24 protein-coding genes are annotated in these 19637 nt (G+C 36.9%); 18 read left to right on the plus strand and 6 right to left on the minus strand.

The genetic code is table 11. The annotated features are described in order from the left end of the window. Positions 1 to 129 precede the first annotated feature (129 nt). Positions 130 to 213 (minus strand): MerR family transcriptional regulator, encoded by an 84-nt coding sequence (locus tag GS400_RS20430; RefSeq protein WP_160104526.1) that lies wholly within the window; start codon positions 211 to 213, stop codon positions 130 to 132. 200 nt (positions 214 to 413) lie between these two features. Here GS400_RS20430 and GS400_RS05940 point away from each other — a divergent pair, with 200 nt between their 5' ends. After that, positions 414 to 851 carry a cell wall hydrolase gene (locus GS400_RS05940; protein ID WP_160099921.1) on the plus strand — a complete coding sequence of 146 codons (438 nt, stop codon included), beginning with the start codon at positions 414 to 416 and terminating at the stop codon, positions 849 to 851. Between the two features lie 134 nt (positions 852 to 985). Here GS400_RS05940 and GS400_RS20025 read toward each other — a convergent pair whose 3' ends face one another. Beyond that, positions 986 to 1138 (minus strand): hypothetical protein, encoded by a 153-nt coding sequence (locus GS400_RS20025; RefSeq protein ID WP_201450138.1) that lies wholly within the window; start codon positions 1136 to 1138, stop codon positions 986 to 988. A 377-nt stretch (positions 1139 to 1515) separates the two neighbouring features. Between GS400_RS20025 and GS400_RS05945 the strand changes: the two genes are divergently transcribed. Then, entirely contained in the window at positions 1516 to 1659 is a 144-nt protein-coding gene (locus GS400_RS05945; protein WP_160099923.1) for a hypothetical protein, read from the plus strand. A gap of 193 nt (positions 1660 to 1852) precedes the next feature. Here GS400_RS05945 and GS400_RS05950 read toward each other — a convergent pair whose 3' ends face one another. From GS400_RS05950 to GS400_RS05955, 3 genes are all read right to left on the minus strand, one after another. Continuing rightward, positions 1853 to 2230: a CBO0543 family protein gene (locus tag GS400_RS05950; protein ID WP_370519794.1), complete on the minus strand. Its 378-nt coding sequence runs from the start codon at positions 2228 to 2230 to the stop codon at positions 1853 to 1855. A 370-nt stretch (positions 2231 to 2600) separates the two neighbouring features. Further along, positions 2601 to 3116 carry a CBO0543 family protein gene (locus tag GS400_RS20375; protein ID WP_370519755.1) on the minus strand — a complete coding sequence of 172 codons (516 nt, stop codon included), beginning with the start codon at positions 3114 to 3116 and terminating at the stop codon, positions 2601 to 2603. A 161-nt stretch (positions 3117 to 3277) separates the two neighbouring features. Further along, positions 3278 to 4039 (minus strand): GNAT family N-acetyltransferase, encoded by a 762-nt coding sequence (locus GS400_RS05955; protein WP_160099927.1) that lies wholly within the window; start codon positions 4037 to 4039, stop codon positions 3278 to 3280. Positions 4040 to 4215: 176 nt separating this feature from the next. On the opposite strand from GS400_RS05955, the gene GS400_RS05960 reads away from it, so the two are divergent. The 6 genes from GS400_RS05960 (at position 4216) to GS400_RS05985 (ending at position 7544) form a co-directional block, all read left to right on the plus strand. Continuing rightward, a complete protein-coding gene (locus GS400_RS05960; protein ID WP_160099929.1) occupies positions 4216 to 4749 on the plus strand; it encodes a hypothetical protein in 534 nt (177 codons plus the stop codon). Between the two features lie 33 nt (positions 4750 to 4782). Beyond that, entirely contained in the window at positions 4783 to 5319 is a 537-nt protein-coding gene (locus tag GS400_RS05965; protein ID WP_160099931.1) for a DUF4871 domain-containing protein, read from the plus strand. Positions 5320 to 5355: 36 nt separating this feature from the next. Beyond that, the gene (locus GS400_RS05970; protein WP_160099933.1) at positions 5356 to 5736 is read left to right on the plus strand and encodes a YkvA family protein; all 381 of its coding nucleotides are present in this window, start codon (positions 5356 to 5358) and stop codon (positions 5734 to 5736) included. A 109-nt stretch (positions 5737 to 5845) separates the two neighbouring features. Then, positions 5846 to 6244: a hypothetical protein gene (locus GS400_RS05975; RefSeq protein WP_236561165.1), complete on the plus strand. Its 399-nt coding sequence runs from the start codon at positions 5846 to 5848 to the stop codon at positions 6242 to 6244. A gap of 135 nt (positions 6245 to 6379) precedes the next feature. Then, positions 6380 to 7039, plus strand: a complete 660-nt coding sequence (locus tag GS400_RS05980; RefSeq protein ID WP_160099937.1) for an HAD hydrolase-like protein — start codon at positions 6380 to 6382, stop codon at positions 7037 to 7039. 61 nt (positions 7040 to 7100) lie between these two features. Further along, positions 7101 to 7544: a GNAT family N-acetyltransferase gene (locus tag GS400_RS05985; RefSeq protein WP_160099939.1), complete on the plus strand. Its 444-nt coding sequence runs from the start codon at positions 7101 to 7103 to the stop codon at positions 7542 to 7544. A 244-nt stretch (positions 7545 to 7788) separates the two neighbouring features. Here the strand turns inward: GS400_RS05985 and GS400_RS20435 are convergent, their stop codons facing one another. After that, the gene (locus tag GS400_RS20435; RefSeq protein WP_160099941.1) at positions 7789 to 8010 is read right to left on the minus strand and encodes an aspartyl-phosphate phosphatase Spo0E family protein; all 222 of its coding nucleotides are present in this window, start codon (positions 8008 to 8010) and stop codon (positions 7789 to 7791) included. A 534-nt stretch (positions 8011 to 8544) separates the two neighbouring features. Between GS400_RS20435 and sat the strand changes: the two genes are divergently transcribed. The 10 genes from sat to cysI all read left to right on the plus strand — a co-directional run bounded on the left by sat (position 8545) and on the right by cysI (position 19605). Further along, positions 8545 to 9696, plus strand: a complete 1152-nt coding sequence (gene sat, locus GS400_RS05995; RefSeq protein WP_160099943.1) for a sulfate adenylyltransferase — start codon at positions 8545 to 8547, stop codon at positions 9694 to 9696. A 15-nt stretch (positions 9697 to 9711) separates the two neighbouring features. Further along, positions 9712 to 11487, plus strand: coding sequence for an SLC13 family permease (locus tag GS400_RS06000; RefSeq protein WP_160099945.1), 1776 nt, complete (start codon positions 9712 to 9714; stop codon positions 11485 to 11487). A gap of 12 nt (positions 11488 to 11499) precedes the next feature. Further along, complete coding sequence (cysC, locus tag GS400_RS06005; RefSeq protein ID WP_160099947.1) at positions 11500 to 12102, plus strand: adenylyl-sulfate kinase; 603 nt, start codon at positions 11500 to 11502, stop codon at positions 12100 to 12102. Between the two features lie 58 nt (positions 12103 to 12160). Next, complete coding sequence (locus GS400_RS06010) at positions 12161 to 12880, plus strand: phosphoadenylyl-sulfate reductase (protein WP_160099949.1); 720 nt, start codon at positions 12161 to 12163, stop codon at positions 12878 to 12880. Positions 12881 to 12986: 106 nt separating this feature from the next. Then, positions 12987 to 13754, plus strand: a complete 768-nt coding sequence (cobA, locus tag GS400_RS06015; RefSeq protein ID WP_160099951.1) for a uroporphyrinogen-III C-methyltransferase — start codon at positions 12987 to 12989, stop codon at positions 13752 to 13754. A 30-nt stretch (positions 13755 to 13784) separates the two neighbouring features. Next, on the plus strand, positions 13785 to 14591 hold the full coding sequence (locus GS400_RS06020; protein WP_160099953.1) for a sirohydrochlorin chelatase: 807 nt from the start codon (positions 13785 to 13787) through the stop codon (positions 14589 to 14591). Further along, on the plus strand, positions 14584 to 15207 hold the full coding sequence (locus GS400_RS06025; protein ID WP_160099955.1) for an NAD(P)-binding protein: 624 nt from the start codon (positions 14584 to 14586) through the stop codon (positions 15205 to 15207). Before GS400_RS06020 ends, GS400_RS06025 begins: the two co-directional genes overlap by 8 nt. Continuing rightward, the gene (locus GS400_RS06030) at positions 15191 to 15997 is read left to right on the plus strand and encodes a uroporphyrinogen-III synthase (RefSeq protein WP_160099957.1); all 807 of its coding nucleotides are present in this window, start codon (positions 15191 to 15193) and stop codon (positions 15995 to 15997) included. The genes GS400_RS06025 and GS400_RS06030 overlap by 17 nt, the downstream gene beginning before the upstream one ends. 38 nt (positions 15998 to 16035) lie before the next feature. Further along, entirely contained in the window at positions 16036 to 17865 is a 1830-nt protein-coding gene (locus tag GS400_RS06035) for an assimilatory sulfite reductase (NADPH) flavoprotein subunit (protein WP_160099959.1), read from the plus strand. Between the two features lie 24 nt (positions 17866 to 17889). Continuing rightward, positions 17890 to 19605, plus strand: a complete 1716-nt coding sequence (gene cysI, locus GS400_RS06040; protein WP_160099961.1) for an assimilatory sulfite reductase (NADPH) hemoprotein subunit — start codon at positions 17890 to 17892, stop codon at positions 19603 to 19605. Positions 19606 to 19637 lie beyond the last annotated feature (32 nt).

The raw sequence follows: 19637 nt of genomic DNA on the forward strand, positions 1-19637 counted from the left end.
TAACCTTAGATTGGCATCTTACTTGATACATATCTTCAATTCAAGATATTTGCTTACTGCAAAATTGTCGTATAGTAGGTTAACTTAAAATCTTAGAAATATGTATGTCCTTTCTTTAGGGTTGAAAAATTAATAATATCTCAACGTATGCTCGCTCACACTTATTGCTTTCGCTACCTCTCCGATCCGATAATCCATCCTTTTACACCTCATTTTTTATCATACATTGGTAAGGCTTTATTTACTTATATAGAAACCATACTACTTCGAGTTAACTCAAAGTCAAATCTCAATCATTTTTTGAACTCAAAAGTATCTAATCAGTGTTGCTTTAAAAACGAAACAGGCTTAATTTATAAATAATAATGACAATAACCAAGCCTTCTTTCATACAATACTTTTGGGGTGAAAATATGCCAAGAGTAAAATACACAAGTAAAGATGTTGCCTTAGTGGCAAGGATGATGAGAGCAGAAGCTGTAGCTGAAGGGAAACAAGGAATGTTGTATGTAGGAAATGTGATTGTTAATCGTTCGAAAGCGGATTGTTTAGACTTTGAAGGTCTACGAACAATTAGAGACGTCATATTTCAAGTTCAAGGCGGGAATTATTCTTTTGAAGCTGTTCAAAAGGGAAACTTATTTTATAACAGAGCAAGGTCTACTGAGAAAAGATTAGCCAGAAAAACGCTAAATTTTTGGAGAGACCACCCAGCTAAATATGCTCTTTGGTATTTCAATCCAGAAGGTGAATGTCCTCCAACCTGGTATGGTCAACTTTTTACTGGTCCATATAAAAACCATTGTTACTACGAACCGCAACCTGGAACATGTGACAGTGTTTATAACTGAGGTTAAGGATGACCATTTTATTTCATAACTACAGTATCTAGCTTTTTTCAAAGGAATAATGTAATAAAGTAAAAGGCACAACCATGTCAGTAATGGTTGTGCTTTTTTACATAAGTAAACCACTCAGAGTCGTTCTAATCCCTCATGGATCCTGCTTCTCGAGCGGTCATTGCCCCTCGACCTTCGCTTTCATCTTTTTTTATTTCTTGTTTTACCTTTTGTGCATCAGTTCCAGCGAACCCAGGCTTCATCATAGAGTTTTCTTTAGATTGTTTGTTTTGTTTCATACAAATCCTCCTCATATTTTCTTCACTCTTATTATTTACAAAGAAGTCTGCTTTATTTAATAGATTGTATAAAGGAAAAATCCTATTGTGGCGGTTCTCAAGGAGAAAGGTGGTTGAGGTGAAAATAATGAATGATTTATATAAAAAATTTATGTAGAAAAGCTATTTTATACAGCATATATTTTACAAACTTTTTTATACAAATTCTTGAAAAGTAGTGTAAACATCCATTCAAACGTGGTATATTTCAAAATAAGTCCTCAGATATTCGTGAGTAACAAATAGAGGAGGATATCTAGTTTAGAATCCAAATTCCTTAGTTTTGCTCTCAAATACAAGGGGAATCTTATTAACAAAATTTTAAGGAGGGTTATAAAATGAACATGTTTATCAAAGCTCGTGAACTTTTCGAAAGAGATTTTGCATCTAGCCAAGAGGTGAAACAAATCAACACTTCTGTTCAAGGTGGAAAAGAAAAAACGAAAAAATCACAATCTAAAGTAAGAAGATTCAAGAAATAAAAAGGAGCACGAGTTTATTAATATGACATGAAATTGGAAAGTACCTGATTTGAAGAATGGCTAGGGGCTATAAGTTAAGAAACGATATTCATTACAAATCACACAGGTACTTTCCAACCTTTGTTTTACTCCTATAAAACCACGATTTTTTACAACTTCGATAGATCATACCAGATTAAAATTTTCCCTTCGACTAATCCAAATTGCAATCAGGAAGATAATAAAGTAAATAGGAAAAGAATAGAAAGCACTCCAATGGACCTTTCACATAATAATCAAAGTATTCAAATATGGTTTCTCCTATAAATGAAGAGAGAAATGCAAAAATTAGTGCCTTTAATACAGGTGAAAAATGGTGCTTATATTCAATTAGTGCCATTACACTAACTGGAATTACTGTGAAATCCCATGGTAGAAATGCGGGAGATAACGGTATAATCTCATAATTGTAATACCACAAACCTAAACGAACCCCTACTATATCCAAGAATGAAGAAATGATAATCATAAAGAAACCAGAATAAAGAAGCCTATTCCTACTTTTCTTTTCACTCCAACGAATCCACCAAATCTAGGGTAAGATAACTAAGGCTATGCCAATCCACCAATGTGGGGTATTTAAGGTATATTCTCTCCAAAATGAAATCCATGAATGTTGTAATTCTACTAACTGTTCATGTAACTTCTCATTCTGCTAAAACATATCTTGGCTCAAAACGTATTCTACATCTCCAAACTCTTTTTAATCATCTAACTAAACTGTTATAGAGATACTTTGTTTCGAAACAACAAACAATAAAATCATTTGTATTAAGGTTAGGTCTTACATTTCAGTAACAGAGATTATTTATTGTTTTCTCCGCCACCATAAATAGAGTCCCATTCCAAAATAGGTGCTATGGAGAAGGATTAGGAATAATAAAGTGTTCATAGAATCAACCTTATTTTAATTTTTCTAAAGGAATAGGAAAAAACTGAATTAAAATGATGGTAATGGGTATGGAAATCATAAAGGTTAAAAAAGGCTTAAGGTAATGAAGCCTAATCATTGAAAACATGAGGACATTAAACCAGAGAGTTTGAAGGGTTCCCCATCCATTGTCATATCGGAACATCCCCATTTTATAAAAAAGGAATTCAATAAATGTGTAAAAAAGAACCCAACAACATAAGTATAATGCTTGATGGATTTTATTATCCGGAAAGTATTTTAAATAAAGCATAATACCAATAGGAAGAATGATAAAAGTAAATGTGAGTTCAATAAATGTATGGTTTAATATGGGAGTCGTAATAGCTTGGTATTCCCATAATGTATGGTTGTAATATAGGAAATTGTACACAAGGTTGAATATCACAAAGTATTGTACAGTGGAATAGGTTTGTTGAATGGTCAATTTATCTAAAAAAATACAAGCGAAGATAATCCAAACGAGAACGACCATAAGTAAATACATACATACACCTCAAAGTATCAGTTAACTAGCGTCTTTTATTCTTTCCATCATGCATGACTTAGATACATGGAGTGTGTGTTAAAGGTATGGACTTATTGATATGCATGTTTTAAGTACAGTAAAGAAAAGCCAACTCCTAGACATGAAGGAGCTGGCTTCTTTTATTCATGAAGCATTAAGTAATCTGCTTCCTTTACAAAACCAAATTTACCGTAAAAGCGGTGGAGATGAGGTAGGTGGTCTTCAAAGAACAAATATGGGGTTATGCCTTGAGAATGTAGATGTTGGGTAAGCGCTAATACACTGGAATATGCTAGGCGTTGGCCTTGGTATTCTGGATCAGTGTAGACGGCTCCAATTAAACAGAAGTCCTGTGTCGTAGAATGAGCTAATGCGCTTGATATCACTTTTTGTCCATCTTTTACAATAAAGACTAAACCTCTCTCAATTAAATGCGGGAGTAACTCTTTCATTTCCAATTGAATATTTTTGCCTTCGTAGAACTCAAGCAAAGAAGAGAAATCATGTTGGGTTGCTTGCACGACTTTTTGAGGAACATCGTCTGCTAGCTTTCCAATAGGGAGTTTTCCGTAGCTATAAGGATGATCTTTTCGATTAGGTAATGGAGATACGCTTGTAAGTATGTTTTTCTTCCCATATAAGAATTTAGAGGGGAGAGTCGAAAGTTTTTCTTTAAATACAGTAGGATCAATGCCGTCCTGTACAGAGATTCCCATATTAAAAGGGCTAAAATAGAGAGCTCCCACAAGTTCTTGGTCTTCAAAAAATCCATAAAAGCCAAAACGAGGATCATGGTTGTATAGAAAAGGGTAATACTCGATAAATTGTAGGTTATGTATAAGATCTTGTTCGACTAGTGTTTTTAATTCGGTTTTGTGCTCTGGTGTTAATTTTAGTATCACAGTATTCAACTCCTTCGGTACTAGTTTACATTAAAGTCAATGCTTTCTCATCTATATGTCCAATGGTTTTTCCGAAAAAATGTGATTGCAGCAAGTGTGTTATTTTGAAATAATTGGTATAAAATTAGGGCCAGGCACGTTGAGCAAAAACGTGTCTTTTGTGTTGGGGGATCAGGATGAAACAAAAGCTTTATTGGATTTGCGCAATCGGAATAGTAGTTATTTGTTTATTTGTCTACTTCGATTTGCGAGTTCAAATTAACGAGAAGCAAGAAGTTATCGATGCTGTAGAAGATGATATTTACAATTATGCATTGCAACCAGAAGCATTGCGTGATGCGCTTCAAAGGACAATAAATCAACCATCTAAAGAAAATTTCGCTCAACTTGCCCCTTTATGGGAAAGTACAGAGCATAATTTACAGGCTCTTTTTCATTTACATAAAGATGAAATCGATAAGAAGGTTTATGACGAATACTATCAATATAGACATAATCAGGTCATTGCTATGTTTATTACATATGCAGACCCAGAATTAAAGCCATTTGAGGCTGATCGAAAAGATGATTTAAAAAGGATCTTAAAAGCTTGGGAGACATTTTCAGGGTATTTAGATGCATTTGGAGGCTATAGAGAGGTCGAGAATCCAAATCAGTTTGCAAAAGAGTACACCCAGTTTCTGAAGGAATTACAAATAAATTGGCCTTAAATTAAGCTCTTTAAAAAAAGAGGAGTGATGTATTTGAAAAGGTTTATAGTTTCCATAACTAATGTTTTTTATATATTTTTACTTCTATTGGGTTGTGAAACGGAAAGTGAACCTGAAGAAACAAAAGCAAAAGAGTTCAAATATGAAGGTTCATCAATTGAAATAGGGGATCAAAATGATGAATGGAATCTAACACCTAAATATGAATATCAAACAGAAGATAGCAATGGCGAGAGTATAAGTTATGAGGTTATCGGAAAGAAAGAAGGTTTTGGCATTACGAGCAGCTTTCCAATTATAGCAAAGAAAGGGCAAAAGGTTTTCTGGTTTTACTGGGGTGAAGAAGACATCAAGAACACACCTGTAAAAGTATTGGGGTATAAAGAAGGCTCAAACGAATTAGTAACGTTATTTAGAGGAGAGTTTTATGAAGGTGCTCAGATCAATAAAGATGAAGTGAATATGCCATCTAATTTAACGTTTCAGTCATCAGGAATTTGGAATGTCTTGGTTTATATTAATGATGAAGTTAAAGGGAATATAGTCGTAGAAGTTGTTCCTAAAGAATAATGGAATAAATTTTAGAAATAAAGATTAGGAGAAGTTATGAACAAAATAAAAGCATGGGCAAAACAATTAAAACAACAAATCTATGTACTTTACTTAGCTTATAAAGATCAAAGAGTTCCTTGGCATGCTAAATTATTTGCAGCTACTGTTGTTGCATATGCGTTTAGTCCGGTAGATTTAATACCTGACTTCATACCGATATTGGGGTATATTGATGATATCATTATTGTTCCGTTAGGGATCATGCTTGCGTTTAAGCTGATACCTCGAGAAGTCATCGTTGAATGTGAAGAAAAAGTAGACGAAATGATGACAAATAGTAAGCCGAGAAATTGGGTAGTGGGATCGCTAGTTATTTTCATTTGGGTTCTATTGAGTTTTTGGATGGGTATGGAGGTTTATGAGTTATTAAACTAATCAGGTGATAGGTGGGCTGTGTTTCGGGGGCTGTGTGTGAAACGGGATTAAACCATTTGAAACTTTCTCAAATTTTATACGACAAATGATGTAAATGGAGGTCATGTTCATGCACAAATCATTATTCGTGATATACTTCCTCTTCATGTTTGCTGCGCTGACTGGGTGTGGTTTGGAACAAAAGTCATTCTCAGAGTTTTATGAGGGAAATTTGAGTGACGTCAGTAAAATTGTCATTGCCGATGGAAATACGGGGTATAAGAAGACCGTGAAGAGCGAGAACCAAATTGAAGAATTGCTAGATCAAATCAAGAATGTAGAGTTTATACCTGATGAAAACCAGGAGCAGCGAGATGGTTTTAATTACGCTATTACTCTATTTGAAGGAGAGGAAAGAACATTTCAATTTGGTTTAACCCAGGTTAATGACCATTACTATCATACAAAACCTGATTTGTATCCAATCGTAAATAAATTCTATCAAGAATTAAAAGTGAAAGAGGAATAATATAGGGGGGAGAAGGACGTAAATCGGGATGGTTGCGTCTTTTATTTTTAAAATTAATCAGGAATAGTTAAATACTCGTGCTTTCTCTGCTAAACTTTGGAAAGTAGTCACTATCTTGAAAAGGGAGAGAACTGAATGCCTCAAGCCATCATCTTTGATATGGATGGAACACTATTTCAAACAGATAAAATACTAGAATTATCACTTGAAGATACGTTTAATCACTTACGATCACAAAACCTATGGGGTACAGAAACGCCGATAGAAAAATATCGAGAAATTATGGGTGTCCCACTGCCAAAAGTATGGGAAGCATTGTTACCGAATCATTCTATTGAAGTATGGGAACAAACAGATGCTTATTTTCTTGAGAGATTAATTGAAAATATAAAACGTGGCAAAGGTGCCCTTTACCCTAACGTTAAAGAAGTTTTTAGTTACTTAGTAAAGAATGGTTATTCTATTTACATAGCAAGTAATGGGTTAAAGGAATATCTAGAAGCAATAGTGAGCTACTATAAACTAGATCAATGGGTGACCGAAACGTTCAGTATTCAACAAATCGAATCATTACATAAATCAGAGCTGGTTAAGCGTATTCTAGAAAACTATCAAGTTACGCATGCAGCCGTTGTAGGAGACCGACTTTCGGATGTTAAAGCAGCAAAAGATAATGGACTTGTCTCCATAGGGTGCAATTTTGATTTTGCTCGAGAGAATGAACTCGCTCAAGCAGATATGGTGATTGATGATTTGAGTGAGCTGGAAACCATTCTGCCTATAAAAGTAGTGTAAATAAAGTATGATAATGAAGCAAAAGATTGTGAGAATGATGACTCAAGGAGGCGTTGAAGAGATGAATTTTAAATTTGTACCAATAAATATAGAATATGTGAAAGAAATAGACTCATGGAATTATGAGGGATTTATTGAACAAGTCATGATGACTCCTTATTTTGAGTCTTTTAAAAAGACAGGAGAGTTAATAGGGCCAGGTGGTTTTGAAGGATTTGTTGCTTTACATGATCATGAGGCTGTTGGCTTATTTGAATTCAACATTAAAGACAGCATTATGGAAATCGGTTTAGCATTAAAACCTGAATTAATAGGAAAAGGCTTAGGCACGACATATGTTAATCAAGGGATTGAGTTCGGAATGCAATATTACGATAAAACCCTTGACCACATAAAACTAGTTGTTGATTCGAAAAACAAGCCAGCCATTCGTGTATATGAAAAAGCAGGATTTCATAAGGTTGAAGAAAAAGATGGAGAAATTGAGATGAGAATGGTTTTATAAAATTAGTTTTTATAAAAAAGTAGCTTGTCTTAATATAATAGTTTATAACTTCACTAAATTTAGGACGCGTTGATGTAATAACGTGTCTTTTTTGTATGTAAACATATAGTTAAAGAAAAATATAACGCTACTGACCTTGAAGTCTATGCAATCATTAGTTAGATCACGCTCCCTTGTAATGTAAGTAGGTTACTTTCTTCTTAAAGATGAAAGTGACCTACTTTTTATTCTGACTTGTTTTTCATCAAGTAATCTCGGAATAATGATTATTTCTAATAGTAGTGGGAGGGTTAGACACAGAGCGATTTTGATATTCAGTTAGGTACTTATCCAATTGCTTGCTTATTTCGATAGTCTTGGGATTACTTACCCCTAAGGTTAAGCCAAGTGTAACCATATCATACCTAAGCTTTTCAATTTGACTCTCAAGGTCTTTGGTAGATAAATATCTAAAATGTTGAGTCATAGAAGTATCTCCTTACTATGTAATGTTAACTGTCTTTATTATAAGTTAACATTACTAGTGATAAATTACCATATTTATATAAGATATGAATGTGATATCGGACTGTCGCAGGAACCGCATTTCTTCGGGAAGGTATCGAAGACCACATAGCCGCTCCGTTTTTCGATTGATTACATTGGTGTTCTTGTATTGGTTGGCTATAACTATTCCTTACATTATGATTCTAGTGAGTGGCATTTCTATAGTCAGGATATATTCTCTTATTTAGGTAGTCGGTATTAGAAGGTGCCTTACCCTCAGTGCAGTAGCGCATTCACGTACTGGGGATAAGGCATTTTTTTAGGGAAATTGGCTCAATAACAAAAATTTTAAAAAAACTCTTCACATTTATAAAGTGAAGGATTTATAATGTTAAATTAATACCAACTAAATCTATAGGAATTAGCGGTTTAGCGTTTTAGAGTTGAAATGAATATATTTCTCATGAACATACGGGTATTAAGTTTTAAATTTTTTTATGGAGGAGGATGAGGGATGACAACGAACGTTCATGGAACTCATCTTGTAAATCGAGAACTAAAAGGTAATGAGAGACAAAAAGCATTGGAAGAGGCTAAGTCATTAAAAACACTATCCATTTCAGCTTGGACGATTTCTGACTTAGAATTAATTGGGATTGGCGGCTTTAGTCCTCTTGAAGGTTTTATGACCCAACAAGATTATGAAAATGTTGTCCATAATATGAGATTAGAAAATGGGGAGATTTGGAGCATTCCTATCACTCTTCCCGTTTCGGAAGCACACGCTGAGAAATATCAAGTTGGGGACGAGATCGCTCTGGTTGGGGAAGATCATGTTATCTATGGAACCATGATTATTAAAGATAAATACACCTATGATCAGGAACTAGAAGCGCTAAATGTTTATGGAACAACAGATAAAGAACATGCAGGAGTTCAAAAGGTGTATGAGAAAGGAAATGTATATTTTGGGGGACCAATCACCTTATTAAACCGTCCAAATCATGGAGAGTTTCAGGATTTTTACTTAGATCCAGCCGAGACACGTCAATTGTTCGCTGATTTAGGATGGGAAACTGTTGTTGGATTCCAGACGCGTAATCCAGTCCATCGCGCTCATGAATATATTCAAAAAACAGCCCTTGAATCAGTAGATGGATTACTATTAAACCCTCTTGTTGGGGAAACAAAATCCGGAGATATCCCAGCGGATGTTCGTATGGAAAGCTATCAAACTATACTTAAGCTTTATTACCCGGAAGACAGAACGCGTCTAGTGATTTATCCAGCTGCTATGCGTTATGCGGGACCTAGAGAGGCCATCCTCCATGCAATTGTAAGAAAAAATTATGGATGTACTCACTTTATTGTAGGTCGTGATCATGCAGGAGTTGGTGATTACTACGGCACTTATGATGCTCAGAAATTAATTTCACAGTATGAAGAAGAGTTAGGCATTACAATTTTTAAATTTGAGCATGCCTTTTATTGTGAAACATGTGAAAACATGGCGACGTCTAAAACCTGCCCTCATGACAAGGAGCATCATGTCCATTTAAGTGGTACCAAAGTACGTGAGTTGTTAAAAAATGGGGAACGTCCACCTAAAGAATTTTCTCGACCAGAAGTAGCAGATGTTTTAATCAAAGGGATGCAGGAAGACTAAAAAGGATGTTCCGCTATGACCTCTGAAATGATTATCGTAATGGTTACTGTTTTACTTATGTTAATCGGGTTACTCTTTGAGATTACCCGTCCTGATTTAATTGTAGTAGGAACTCTCTTTGTATTTATTCTGATGGGGTTTGTATCACCAGAGCAAGGATTAGCTGGATTCTCTAATCCAGGAATGCTGACCATTGCGTTGTTGTTCATTGTCGCTAAGGTGTTTGAAAATAGTGGTTTGATCGAGAGATATATGAAAAGGTTTTTAGAAAAATCCAATACTAGTACAAGTGCATTAGCTCGAATTGTTGTTCCTGTTTCAGGTGTATCAGCGTTCTTAAACAATACACCCATAGTCGTTACGTTAACGCCTATAATTCAAAATTGGGCTACTAAGCATAACTTATCTCCATCTAAATTTTTAATTCCTTTATCCTATGCTGCAATTATGGGTGGAACGGTCACACTTATGGGAACTTCAACAAATCTCGTTATTCATGGCTTACTATTAGACTTTAATACGTCGGGTCTATCCTTTTTCCAATTAGCCCTTGTTGGTGTGCCTGTCACACTTGTAGGTTTACTGTATTTAATATTTTTTTCTCCTAAACGATTACCGAATCACCCTAGTTTAAAAGCTAGAATGGACGAAAATACAAAAGACTATTTAAGTGAGCTAATCGTTTTAAGTGACTTTCCCTACATAAATCACTCTGTTGAAGAGGCTGGTTTACGTAATCTTGAGGGGATATATTTGATCGAAATTATAAGGGGAGCAGAAAAGATATCTCCTGTAACACGAAAGACTGTTTTACAGGAGGGAGACCGACTCATTTTCACAGGAAAAATGACTACAATGGCTGATTTGCAAAAACGAAAAGGATTGCAATTCGATACAGGTACAGACTTAACGTTGGATGATCTGAAAAACGGTAAAACAAAACTACAGGAAATCGTCATCTCTCACCAATCTACTTTAATGGGTAAAACTATTAAAGCGAATCGATTTCGAAACGTATATGATGCAGCTGTTATTGCTGTTCATCGAAATAATGAACGAGTACAAGGAAAAGTCGGAGATATAGCCCCAAAGGCTGGAGATGTTTTGTTATTAATAGCAGGAGAAGAGTTTGAGAAAAAAAGCAATGAACAGCATGACTTTTACGTCACTTCGCATATGGATAGCCAACCATTCCATGAAAATGAAACAAAAGGTTGGTGTGCGTTAGCGATTCTAGGAGTCATGATTTTACTTGTCACACTTCAAGTATTATCGATCTTCAAAGCCATGGCCCTAACAGTAGGTCTTTTCCTAATCACCAACATGATTACGATTAAAGAAGCTAAATCTGCCCTACAGTTTCAGGTCCTGTTACTTATTGCGAGTGCAATAGGGATAGGAAACGTGATTATCGAGACTGGAACGGCAAAGTGGATTGCCAATCAATTCATTAGTCAATTAGAACCTTTAGGTACATTAGCTATTCTTCTTGCCATTTACATTTTAACGAATGTATTTACTGAATTGATTACCAATAATGCAGCAGCTGTAATTATGTTTCCAATTGCATACGAAGTTGCAAAGGACGCAAATATTGAGCCAATAGGAATGGCAATGATGGTTGCTATGGCTGCTTCAGCTAGCTTTTTATCCCCAATAGGTTATCAGACTAACCTAATTGTATATGGTCCTGGAGGATATAAATTCAAAGATTACACTCTAACTGGTTTACCATTAACGATTATCGCCATGGTTATCACCGTCGGCATCGTTTACTATCAATTTGCATAGGAGGCAAGGTCAATGAAATCTACCAATATAACATGGCATGACTCAGTAGTTTCGAAAGAAGACCGGCAAACTTTAAATCATCATCAAAGCCCAGTGCTCTGGTTTACTGGATTATCTGGATCTGGGAAATCAACCCTTTCCGTTGAAGTGGAAAAAGCTTTGCACAAAAGAGGTGTTCATGCCTACCGATTAGACGGAGATAACGTAAGACATGGATTAAATAAAAATTTAGGTTTTAGTCCAGAAGATCGAACAGAAAACATTCGCCGTATTGGAGAAGTAGCTAAACTGATGAATGATGCTGGATTAATTACATTAACCGCATTTATTTCACCTTATAGAGAGGACCGTGATCACGTACGCGCTTTATTTAATGAAGGGGAATTTATTGAAGTGTATACCAAGTGTTCACTGGAAGAAGCGGAAAATCGAGACCCTAAAGGCCTTTATAAAAAAGCTCGTTCAGGTGAGATAAAAGGATTTACTGGAGTGGATGCTCCTTATGAAGAGCCAAATGAACCGGAAATTATAGTAGAAACGGATAAGCAATCATTAGAAGAATCTGTTCAGCAAGTGATGGATCATTTGCATCGTATTGGAGCACTTTCCATTTAGTGGAGGAGGTCAGGCTACAGTTTCATGGCCAACTATATCATTTTGTAGGGAGGCAACCATGAAAAATAATTTATTGTTATATGAGAATTTTACAGGTGATCCATTTGAAGAATTTCAACCTGAGGATGAAACGAAAGGTGCCGCACAGGTACTAGAATGGGCGTATAATACGTATGGTTCATCCCTTGTGTATGCCTGCAGTTTCGGTGCTGAAGGTATTGTATTGATTGACTTAATATCTAAAATAAAGAAAGATGCAAAAGTCGTATTCTTAGATACAGGTATCCATTTTCAAGAAACTTACGACCTTATAAATAAAGTGAAAGATAGGTATCCAGAGCTTGATATTGAGATGAAGAAGCCTGAACTCACTTTAGAGGAACAGTCTGAGCAATATGGATCGGCTCTTTGGAATAGAAACCCTGACCAATGCTGCTATATACGAAAGATCAAACCACTAGAAGATGCACTTGATGGTGCCACAGCTTGGCTGTCAGGATTGAGGAGAGAACAGTCTCCAAGTCGTGCTAATACCAATTTTGTTAATAAGGATGATCGATTTCAGTCTATTAAGGTATGTCCACTAATTCACTGGACATGGGAAAACGTATGGGATTATATCCGAGTAAACAACTTGGATTACAACGAATTGCATGATCAAGACTATCCAAGTATAGGTTGCATTCCTTGCACATTTAAAGCTGAGGGAGATAACCGTTCAGGGAGATGGAAAGGATTGAACAAAACAGAGTGTGGCCTTCATACGCCTGGTAATTAAGAAAAGCGCAAGCGCCCGGGTAGAAACGTATAGCTTGGCGCTGGAGCTAGACATCGATAAGCTGAAGAACTTTCATGAGCAGAATGTAAGAAGGGAGAGGAAGCGAATGACAAAAGTGTACATTGTAGGTGCAGGGCCAGGCGATAGTGAGTTGATTACCGTAAAAGGTTTGAAGGCTATTCAACATTCAGATGTCATTCTTTACGATCGTCTCGTAAATGAAGAATTACTGCACGAAGCCGGTCCTGAAACAGAATTCATTTATTGTGGCAAAGCTCCAGATAATCATTCTATGACACAGTCAACCATTAACGGATTTCTATGTAAGTTTGCATTACAAGGAAAAACCGTTACTCGATTAAAGGGAGGAGACCCATTTGTGTTTGGTCGAGGTGGAGAAGAAGCAGAAGAGTTAGCCAAAAAGAATATTCCTTTTGAAATCGTTCCTGGCATCTCCTCTGGAATAGCCGCACCTGCCTATGCAGGTATTCCTGTTACCCACCGAAATTATAGTTCATCAGTTGCTTTTATTTCAGGGGTAAGTAAGCTCGATAAAGATGGAGAAGAGTATTGGAAGCATGTCGTAAAAAGTATGGATACCATTTGTATTTATATGGGTGTGAAAAAGCTACCGGAAATTTGTGATCGACTGATTCGCTTTGGTCGAGATCCTCATACCCCTATTGCGCTTGTCCATGCTGGAACAACAAAAGAACAAAAGACAGTGACAGGGACCTTAATAAATATCACAAACAAGGCAAGAGATATTCAAAATCCCTCAATGATCGTAATTGGAGAAGTTGTTCGATTTAGAGAATCTATACAATGGTTTGAACAACTAAACGGAAATGAAGAAGAGAAAATTCCCGTTTAACAAGTGGTGGGATAAAGGAGTGTGTAAGAGATGCAGGGAGTATTATATGTCAGTCATGGAAGTCGGGTAAAGGAAGCAACAAATGAAGCGATTTCTTGCATCCGTGCAGCCCATCAACATGTAGGTACTTCTTTATGGGAAATCTGTTTCTTAGAACTTACTGACCCCACTGTTCAGCAAGGAATTGAACGATTGGTCCAACAGGGGTCTACTTCCATAACCATTGTCCCTGTGTTGTTGTTAAGTGCAGGTCATTATTTTAAAGATCTCCCCCACGAAGTTGAAGGATTAAAGAATCAATATCCTAACGTTATCTTTAGGTATGCAAAGCCACTGGGTGTTCAAGATCGAATTATAGACGTACTAGTCGAGCGGATAGAAGAAGTTCGGACTCAACCTAAAACGAATATAGATATTTTGCTCGTTGGAAGAGGGAGTCGCTATCCAGAAACAAAACGTGATATTGAAACCATCGCTCAAAAGCTAAAACAGAAACTGAACGGAGCTGAAATAGAGGTTTCCTATCTAGCTGCGGCTTCCCCAACTTTTGAGGAAGGTTTATCAACTACACGAACGAAACAAGGAGCCCAATCGATTGTCGTCCCTTACCTTTGGTTTACCGGTAAGTTAATTGGTTCAATGCAGAAAAAAATAAACGATCTTAGAGAAAATAATGAGGATATCCTACTCTGTGATTATTTAAACAATCATCCCAATATGGTTCGAGCCCTATCTGATAGGGTGAATGAAGTTTTAAAAAACACAGCTGAGGATTCTTCTGATGTTAGCACCAAAAAAGGTGGCGGTTATGTTGAGTACTATCCCTATAATGGTTGATTTAAAAGGGAAAGACGCCGTCATTATTGGTGGTGGAAATGTAGCTTATAAAAGGGCAAAGCTATTATATAAAAGCGAAGCTCGAGTAACCATTGTAAGTCCTGATCTATCAAATCCATTAAAAGATATGTGGCAACGATCTGAAGTGAAGTGGAAACCGAAAACGTTTGAACCAGAGGATGTACAAAGCTCCTATATGGTCGTCATTGCTACAAATGATCCTGAAGTAAACGAGCAAGTACTTCATTCAGCAAATCAGGTTCCTTTCGTTAATGTTGCTAGCAATGCAGAGAGAGGAAACGTTCAATTTGCCAATTATATATCACGCGGAAAATTGACCATTGCGATATCTACCAACGGTGCGAGTCCCAAGTTATCTACCAAAATAAAAAAAGATTTAGAAAAACAATATGATAAAAGATACGAGGAGTATGTAGATTTTTTGTATGAATGCCGGCAACGGGTTAAGCATGCTTCTATTTCAAAAGAAAAACAAAACGACATTCTTTCTACAGTTTTAAGTGAAGTTTATTTTGATAAGGCAGAACAAGACAAATTTAAAGATTGGTTGGAGCTTACACTGGAAGGAGAGCCAAAGGATGAAGGGGCTGAATAATAAACGTATTGCCGTAGCTGCTAGTCGAAAAGCAGATGCTATTTCTACTCTCGTTGAAAAGAAGGGTGGGGAAGCCATTCATTACCCAATACAAGGTGAAATGGAACTCAATGAACAAACAAGTTTTCAGAATGTAAGAGATTTAATCGAGCAACCATTTGAGTGGGTTGTTTTGACTACAGGTATTGGTGCGAAAACACTCACTCAAGCGGCATCAAATAACGATTTACATGACACCTTCTTGGAGAAGTTGAAGCAAACGAATATTGCGGTTAGAGGCAGTAAAACGATGAGCTGGCTTAAGGAAAAAGAATTAGCCCCTACGATCATTACTGAAGACGGTACAATGGAAACCTTACTTCATGATTTACAAAGTAGGAAATCACCTGAGTCTTATAATCGATTATTTCTTCAAGCCTATAATCAGGATGATGCAGAATGGAAGGATGCTTTAGAAGCTCTAGGATTTACGGTATATCTTTCACAGCCGTATGCCTTTAAACGTCCAAATGAACAAGTAACAAGGGACTTAAACCAAGAAATCATCAAGCAATCTATTGATGCTGTCCTATTTACGAGTAAAACACAAGTTCAAAATTTATTTGAAAATCAAGTAGATCTTCAACTTGTCCACTCATTTAATGATCAGGTATTAGCCGTAGCTGTTGGGAAAGTGACAGCAAAAGAGCTAGAAAAACAAGGAATTGCGCAAGTCCTTCAGCCTGAAACCCAAAAAATGGGGGCTATGGTGGTGGAATTGGATTATTACTATCGTCAAAAACATAAATAACACAAATTACTTTTGCTGATTTTACGGAGGTGAACGTATTGCAGTTCCAGGTTATGAACAGCCCATTTAATGAAGAACAAGCAGAACTTTTAAATCGTCTATTATCAACTCTTACTGAGAGTCAAAAAATCTGGTTAAGCGGATATTTGGCGGCCCCTTCCTCAACTGCTACAGCTACTGTTGAAAAGGAAGCCTCACCAGAAAGTACTACTGATATAGCCGCTCCTATAAACACACGTGAGGTTACCATTCTATATGGATCTCATACGGGGAATTGTCAGGAGCTTGCTGAAAATCTATCTCAGAAACTTAAACAACAAGATTTCGATGTTACGCTTTCTTCCTTAGATGATTTTAAACCAAAAGCCATAAAAAAAGTACAAGATTTGCTTATATTAACAAGCACTCACGGTGATGGGGACCCGCCCGACAATGCGATGTCTTTCTATGAGTTTCTGTTTAGTAAGCGTGCTCCTAAACTAGACGGTGTTCGATTTTCCATTCTAGCTTTAGGTGACAGTTCTTATGAATTCTTCTGCCAAACAGGTAAAGATTTTGATAAGCGGCTAGAAGAATTAGGTGCTGAACGCATTCATCCTAGAATTGATTGTGATGTGGATTATGAAGAGCCTGCAGATGAATGGTTCACAGGTGTTATCAATCAATTAAATGAACAAAAGTCAGGACAACAAAGTAATACAGACTCAACTGGAGACCTTCAAGAACAGGCTGCACTTCAAACAGAGTTTTCAAAGAGCAACCCTTTTGAAGCGGAAATTCTGGAAAATATAGACCTTAATGGGCGTGGTTCAAACAAAGAAACCCGTCACATTGAATTAGATTTAGAAGGGTCGAATTTGGATTATGAACCAGGAGATAGTCTAGGTGTTTTCCCTGAAAACGATTCAAGTTTGGTAGATACATTGATTGAAGAGATGCAATGGGATCCTCAAGAGAATGTAGCAGTCAACAAACAAGGGGAGTATAGACCTCTTCGTGAAGCTCTTACCTCTTATTTTGAAATCACAAATGTAACCAAGCCATTACTTGAAAAGGTGACACAATTTACGAATAATGAAAAACTTACGCAACTTATAAATGGGGATCAAGAAGAGCTTAAATCTTATATTCATGGAAGAGATTTAATTGACTTGGTTCGTGATTTTGGACCATTTCAAGTGTCAGCACAAGAATTCACTGGAATTCTACGAAAAATTCCGTATCGACTCTATTCGATTGCGAGTAGCTCAAGGGCAAACCCAGACGAAGTTCATCTGACTATAGGGGCCTTACGCTATAACGCTAACGGTCGTGATCGTTCCGGGGTCTGCTCAGTACAATGTGCCGAAAGGACAGAAATAGGAGATACACTCCCGATTTTCGTACAACGTAATCCTAACTTTAAGCTACCTGAAAATCCTGATACTCCTATTATCATGATTGGAGCAGGCACAGGAATAGCCCCATATCGAGCATTCTTGCAAGAACGTGAAGATATAGAAGCAACGGGAAAGTCCTGGCTGTTTTTCGGAGAACAATATTTTACTTCAGATTTTCTGTATCAAGTTGAATGGCAAAGAATGCTTAAGGAAGGCAATTTAACAAAGATGGATGTTGCTTTTTCTCGCGATAATACAGAAAAAGTATATGTGCAGCATCGCATGCTAGAAAAGAGCGATGAACTGTATCAGTGGATTATAAATGGTGCTCATGTATATGTATGTGGGGATGAAAAGTACATGGCGAAAGATGTTCATGCTGCGTTACTAACGATTTTTGAACAAGAAGGAAACATGACGTCAGAAGAAGCTGAGGAATTTCTTTCTGAATTACGAAAAACGAAACGATATCAAAGAGACGTTTATTAATGAATGATAAAGGAGAGTTCGGAGATGGCGAAACATCAATTCCCCTATCATGGTGGCCCTCCAAGCGAGATGGAAGGGATTAAGGAAAATAGTAACTTTTTACGAGGTACTCTGTTAGATAGTATTCAAGACCCGATCACGGCTAGTATACCTGTAGAAGATACAAAAATCATGAAATTCCATGGTAGCTACATGCAAGATGACCGCGATGTGCGAAATGAACGCAAGAAAAAGAAGCTTGAGCCTGCGTATCAATTCATGATACGCATTCGCGCAGCTGGTGGTGTTGCTACTCCAGAACAATGGCTCGTTATGGATGAGCTAGCAAACACTTACGGAAATAAAACAATGAAGTTAACGACACGGCAAGCGTTTCAACTACATGGGATTTTAAAGTGGAATATGAAAAATACGATTCAATCGATCGATCAAGCATTAATGGATTCCATAGCGGCATGTGGTGATGTGAACCGAAATGTAATGAGTAATCCAAACCCATACCAATCCCATATACATTCAGAAGTACAAGAATGGGCACAACAGGTGAGTGACCACCTAACTCCGAGGACCAAGGCCTATCATGAAATTTGGCTTGATGAAGAAAAAGTAGTCGATAGTCGAGAACCTGAAGAAGTGGAACCGATTTATGGTACGTATTATTTACCACGTAAATTTAAAATAGGTGTAGCTGTCCCACCTTCTAACGATGTAGATGTCTATTCGCAGGACCTAGGCTTTATTGCCATCATAGAAGATGGGGAATTAAAAGGTTTCAATGTTGCGGTTGGTGGGGGAATGGGAATGACCCATGGAGATCCAAATACCTATCCTCAATTAGCTCGTGTCATTGGATTTTGTTCAGCAGAAAATATTGTTGATGTCGCAGAGAAAATCGTAACGATACAAAGAGACTATGGAAATCGTTCTGAGCGGAAAAATGCCCGTTTTAAATATACAATCGATAGAAATGGAATCGAGTGGTTAAAAGAAGAGTTGAATACTAGATTAGGATGGGCGCTTGAAGAGGCACGCCCTTATTCCTTTGACCATAATGGTGATCGTTATGGGTGGATAAAAGGAGAGGATAAATGGCACCTCACTCTATTTATTCAAAATGGACGTATCTTTGATTCAGAGGAAGTTTCTATGATGACAGGCTTACGTGAGATAGCTAAAGTTCATACAGGCGATTTCAGATTGACTCCTAATCAAAACTTGGTTATTGCTAACGTAACTGAAGAAATGAAAGGTGCTATTCAGGAACTCGTTGATCAGTATGGGCTTACCGATGGAAAGCATAATTCAAGTTTACGTCAAAATTCAATGGCCTGTGTATCTATGCCGACTTGTGGTCTAGCTATGGCAGAGGCTGAACGTTATCTTCCTTCCCTTGTAGATAAAATCGACGATATTCTTGATAAAGCTGGTCTGTCTAATGAAGAAATAACGATACGTATGTCAGGTTGCCCAAATGGATGCTCTCGACCTGCATTAGCTGAAATAGCTTTCATTGGTAAGGCTCCAGGAAAGTATAATATGTATCTTGGGGGAGGATTTAAAGGTGATCGATTAAACAAACTTTACCGAGAAACCATTGGAGAAGAAGAAATTTTAGAAATCTTAAACACGTTATTGTTTGAGTATGCCAAACACCGAGAAGAAAATGAACATTTCGGTGACTATGTCATTCGCGCAGGTTATGTGAAAGAAGTAAAATCAGGGTTAGACTTTCATGAATAAAGTGTAAGCTTAGAATCAACGTAACACATAAA

The sequence above is a fragment of the Pontibacillus sp. HMF3514 genome (assembly GCF_009858175.1).
In the GTDB taxonomy this organism is placed as follows: domain Bacteria; phylum Bacillota; class Bacilli; order Bacillales; family BH030062; genus Pontibacillus.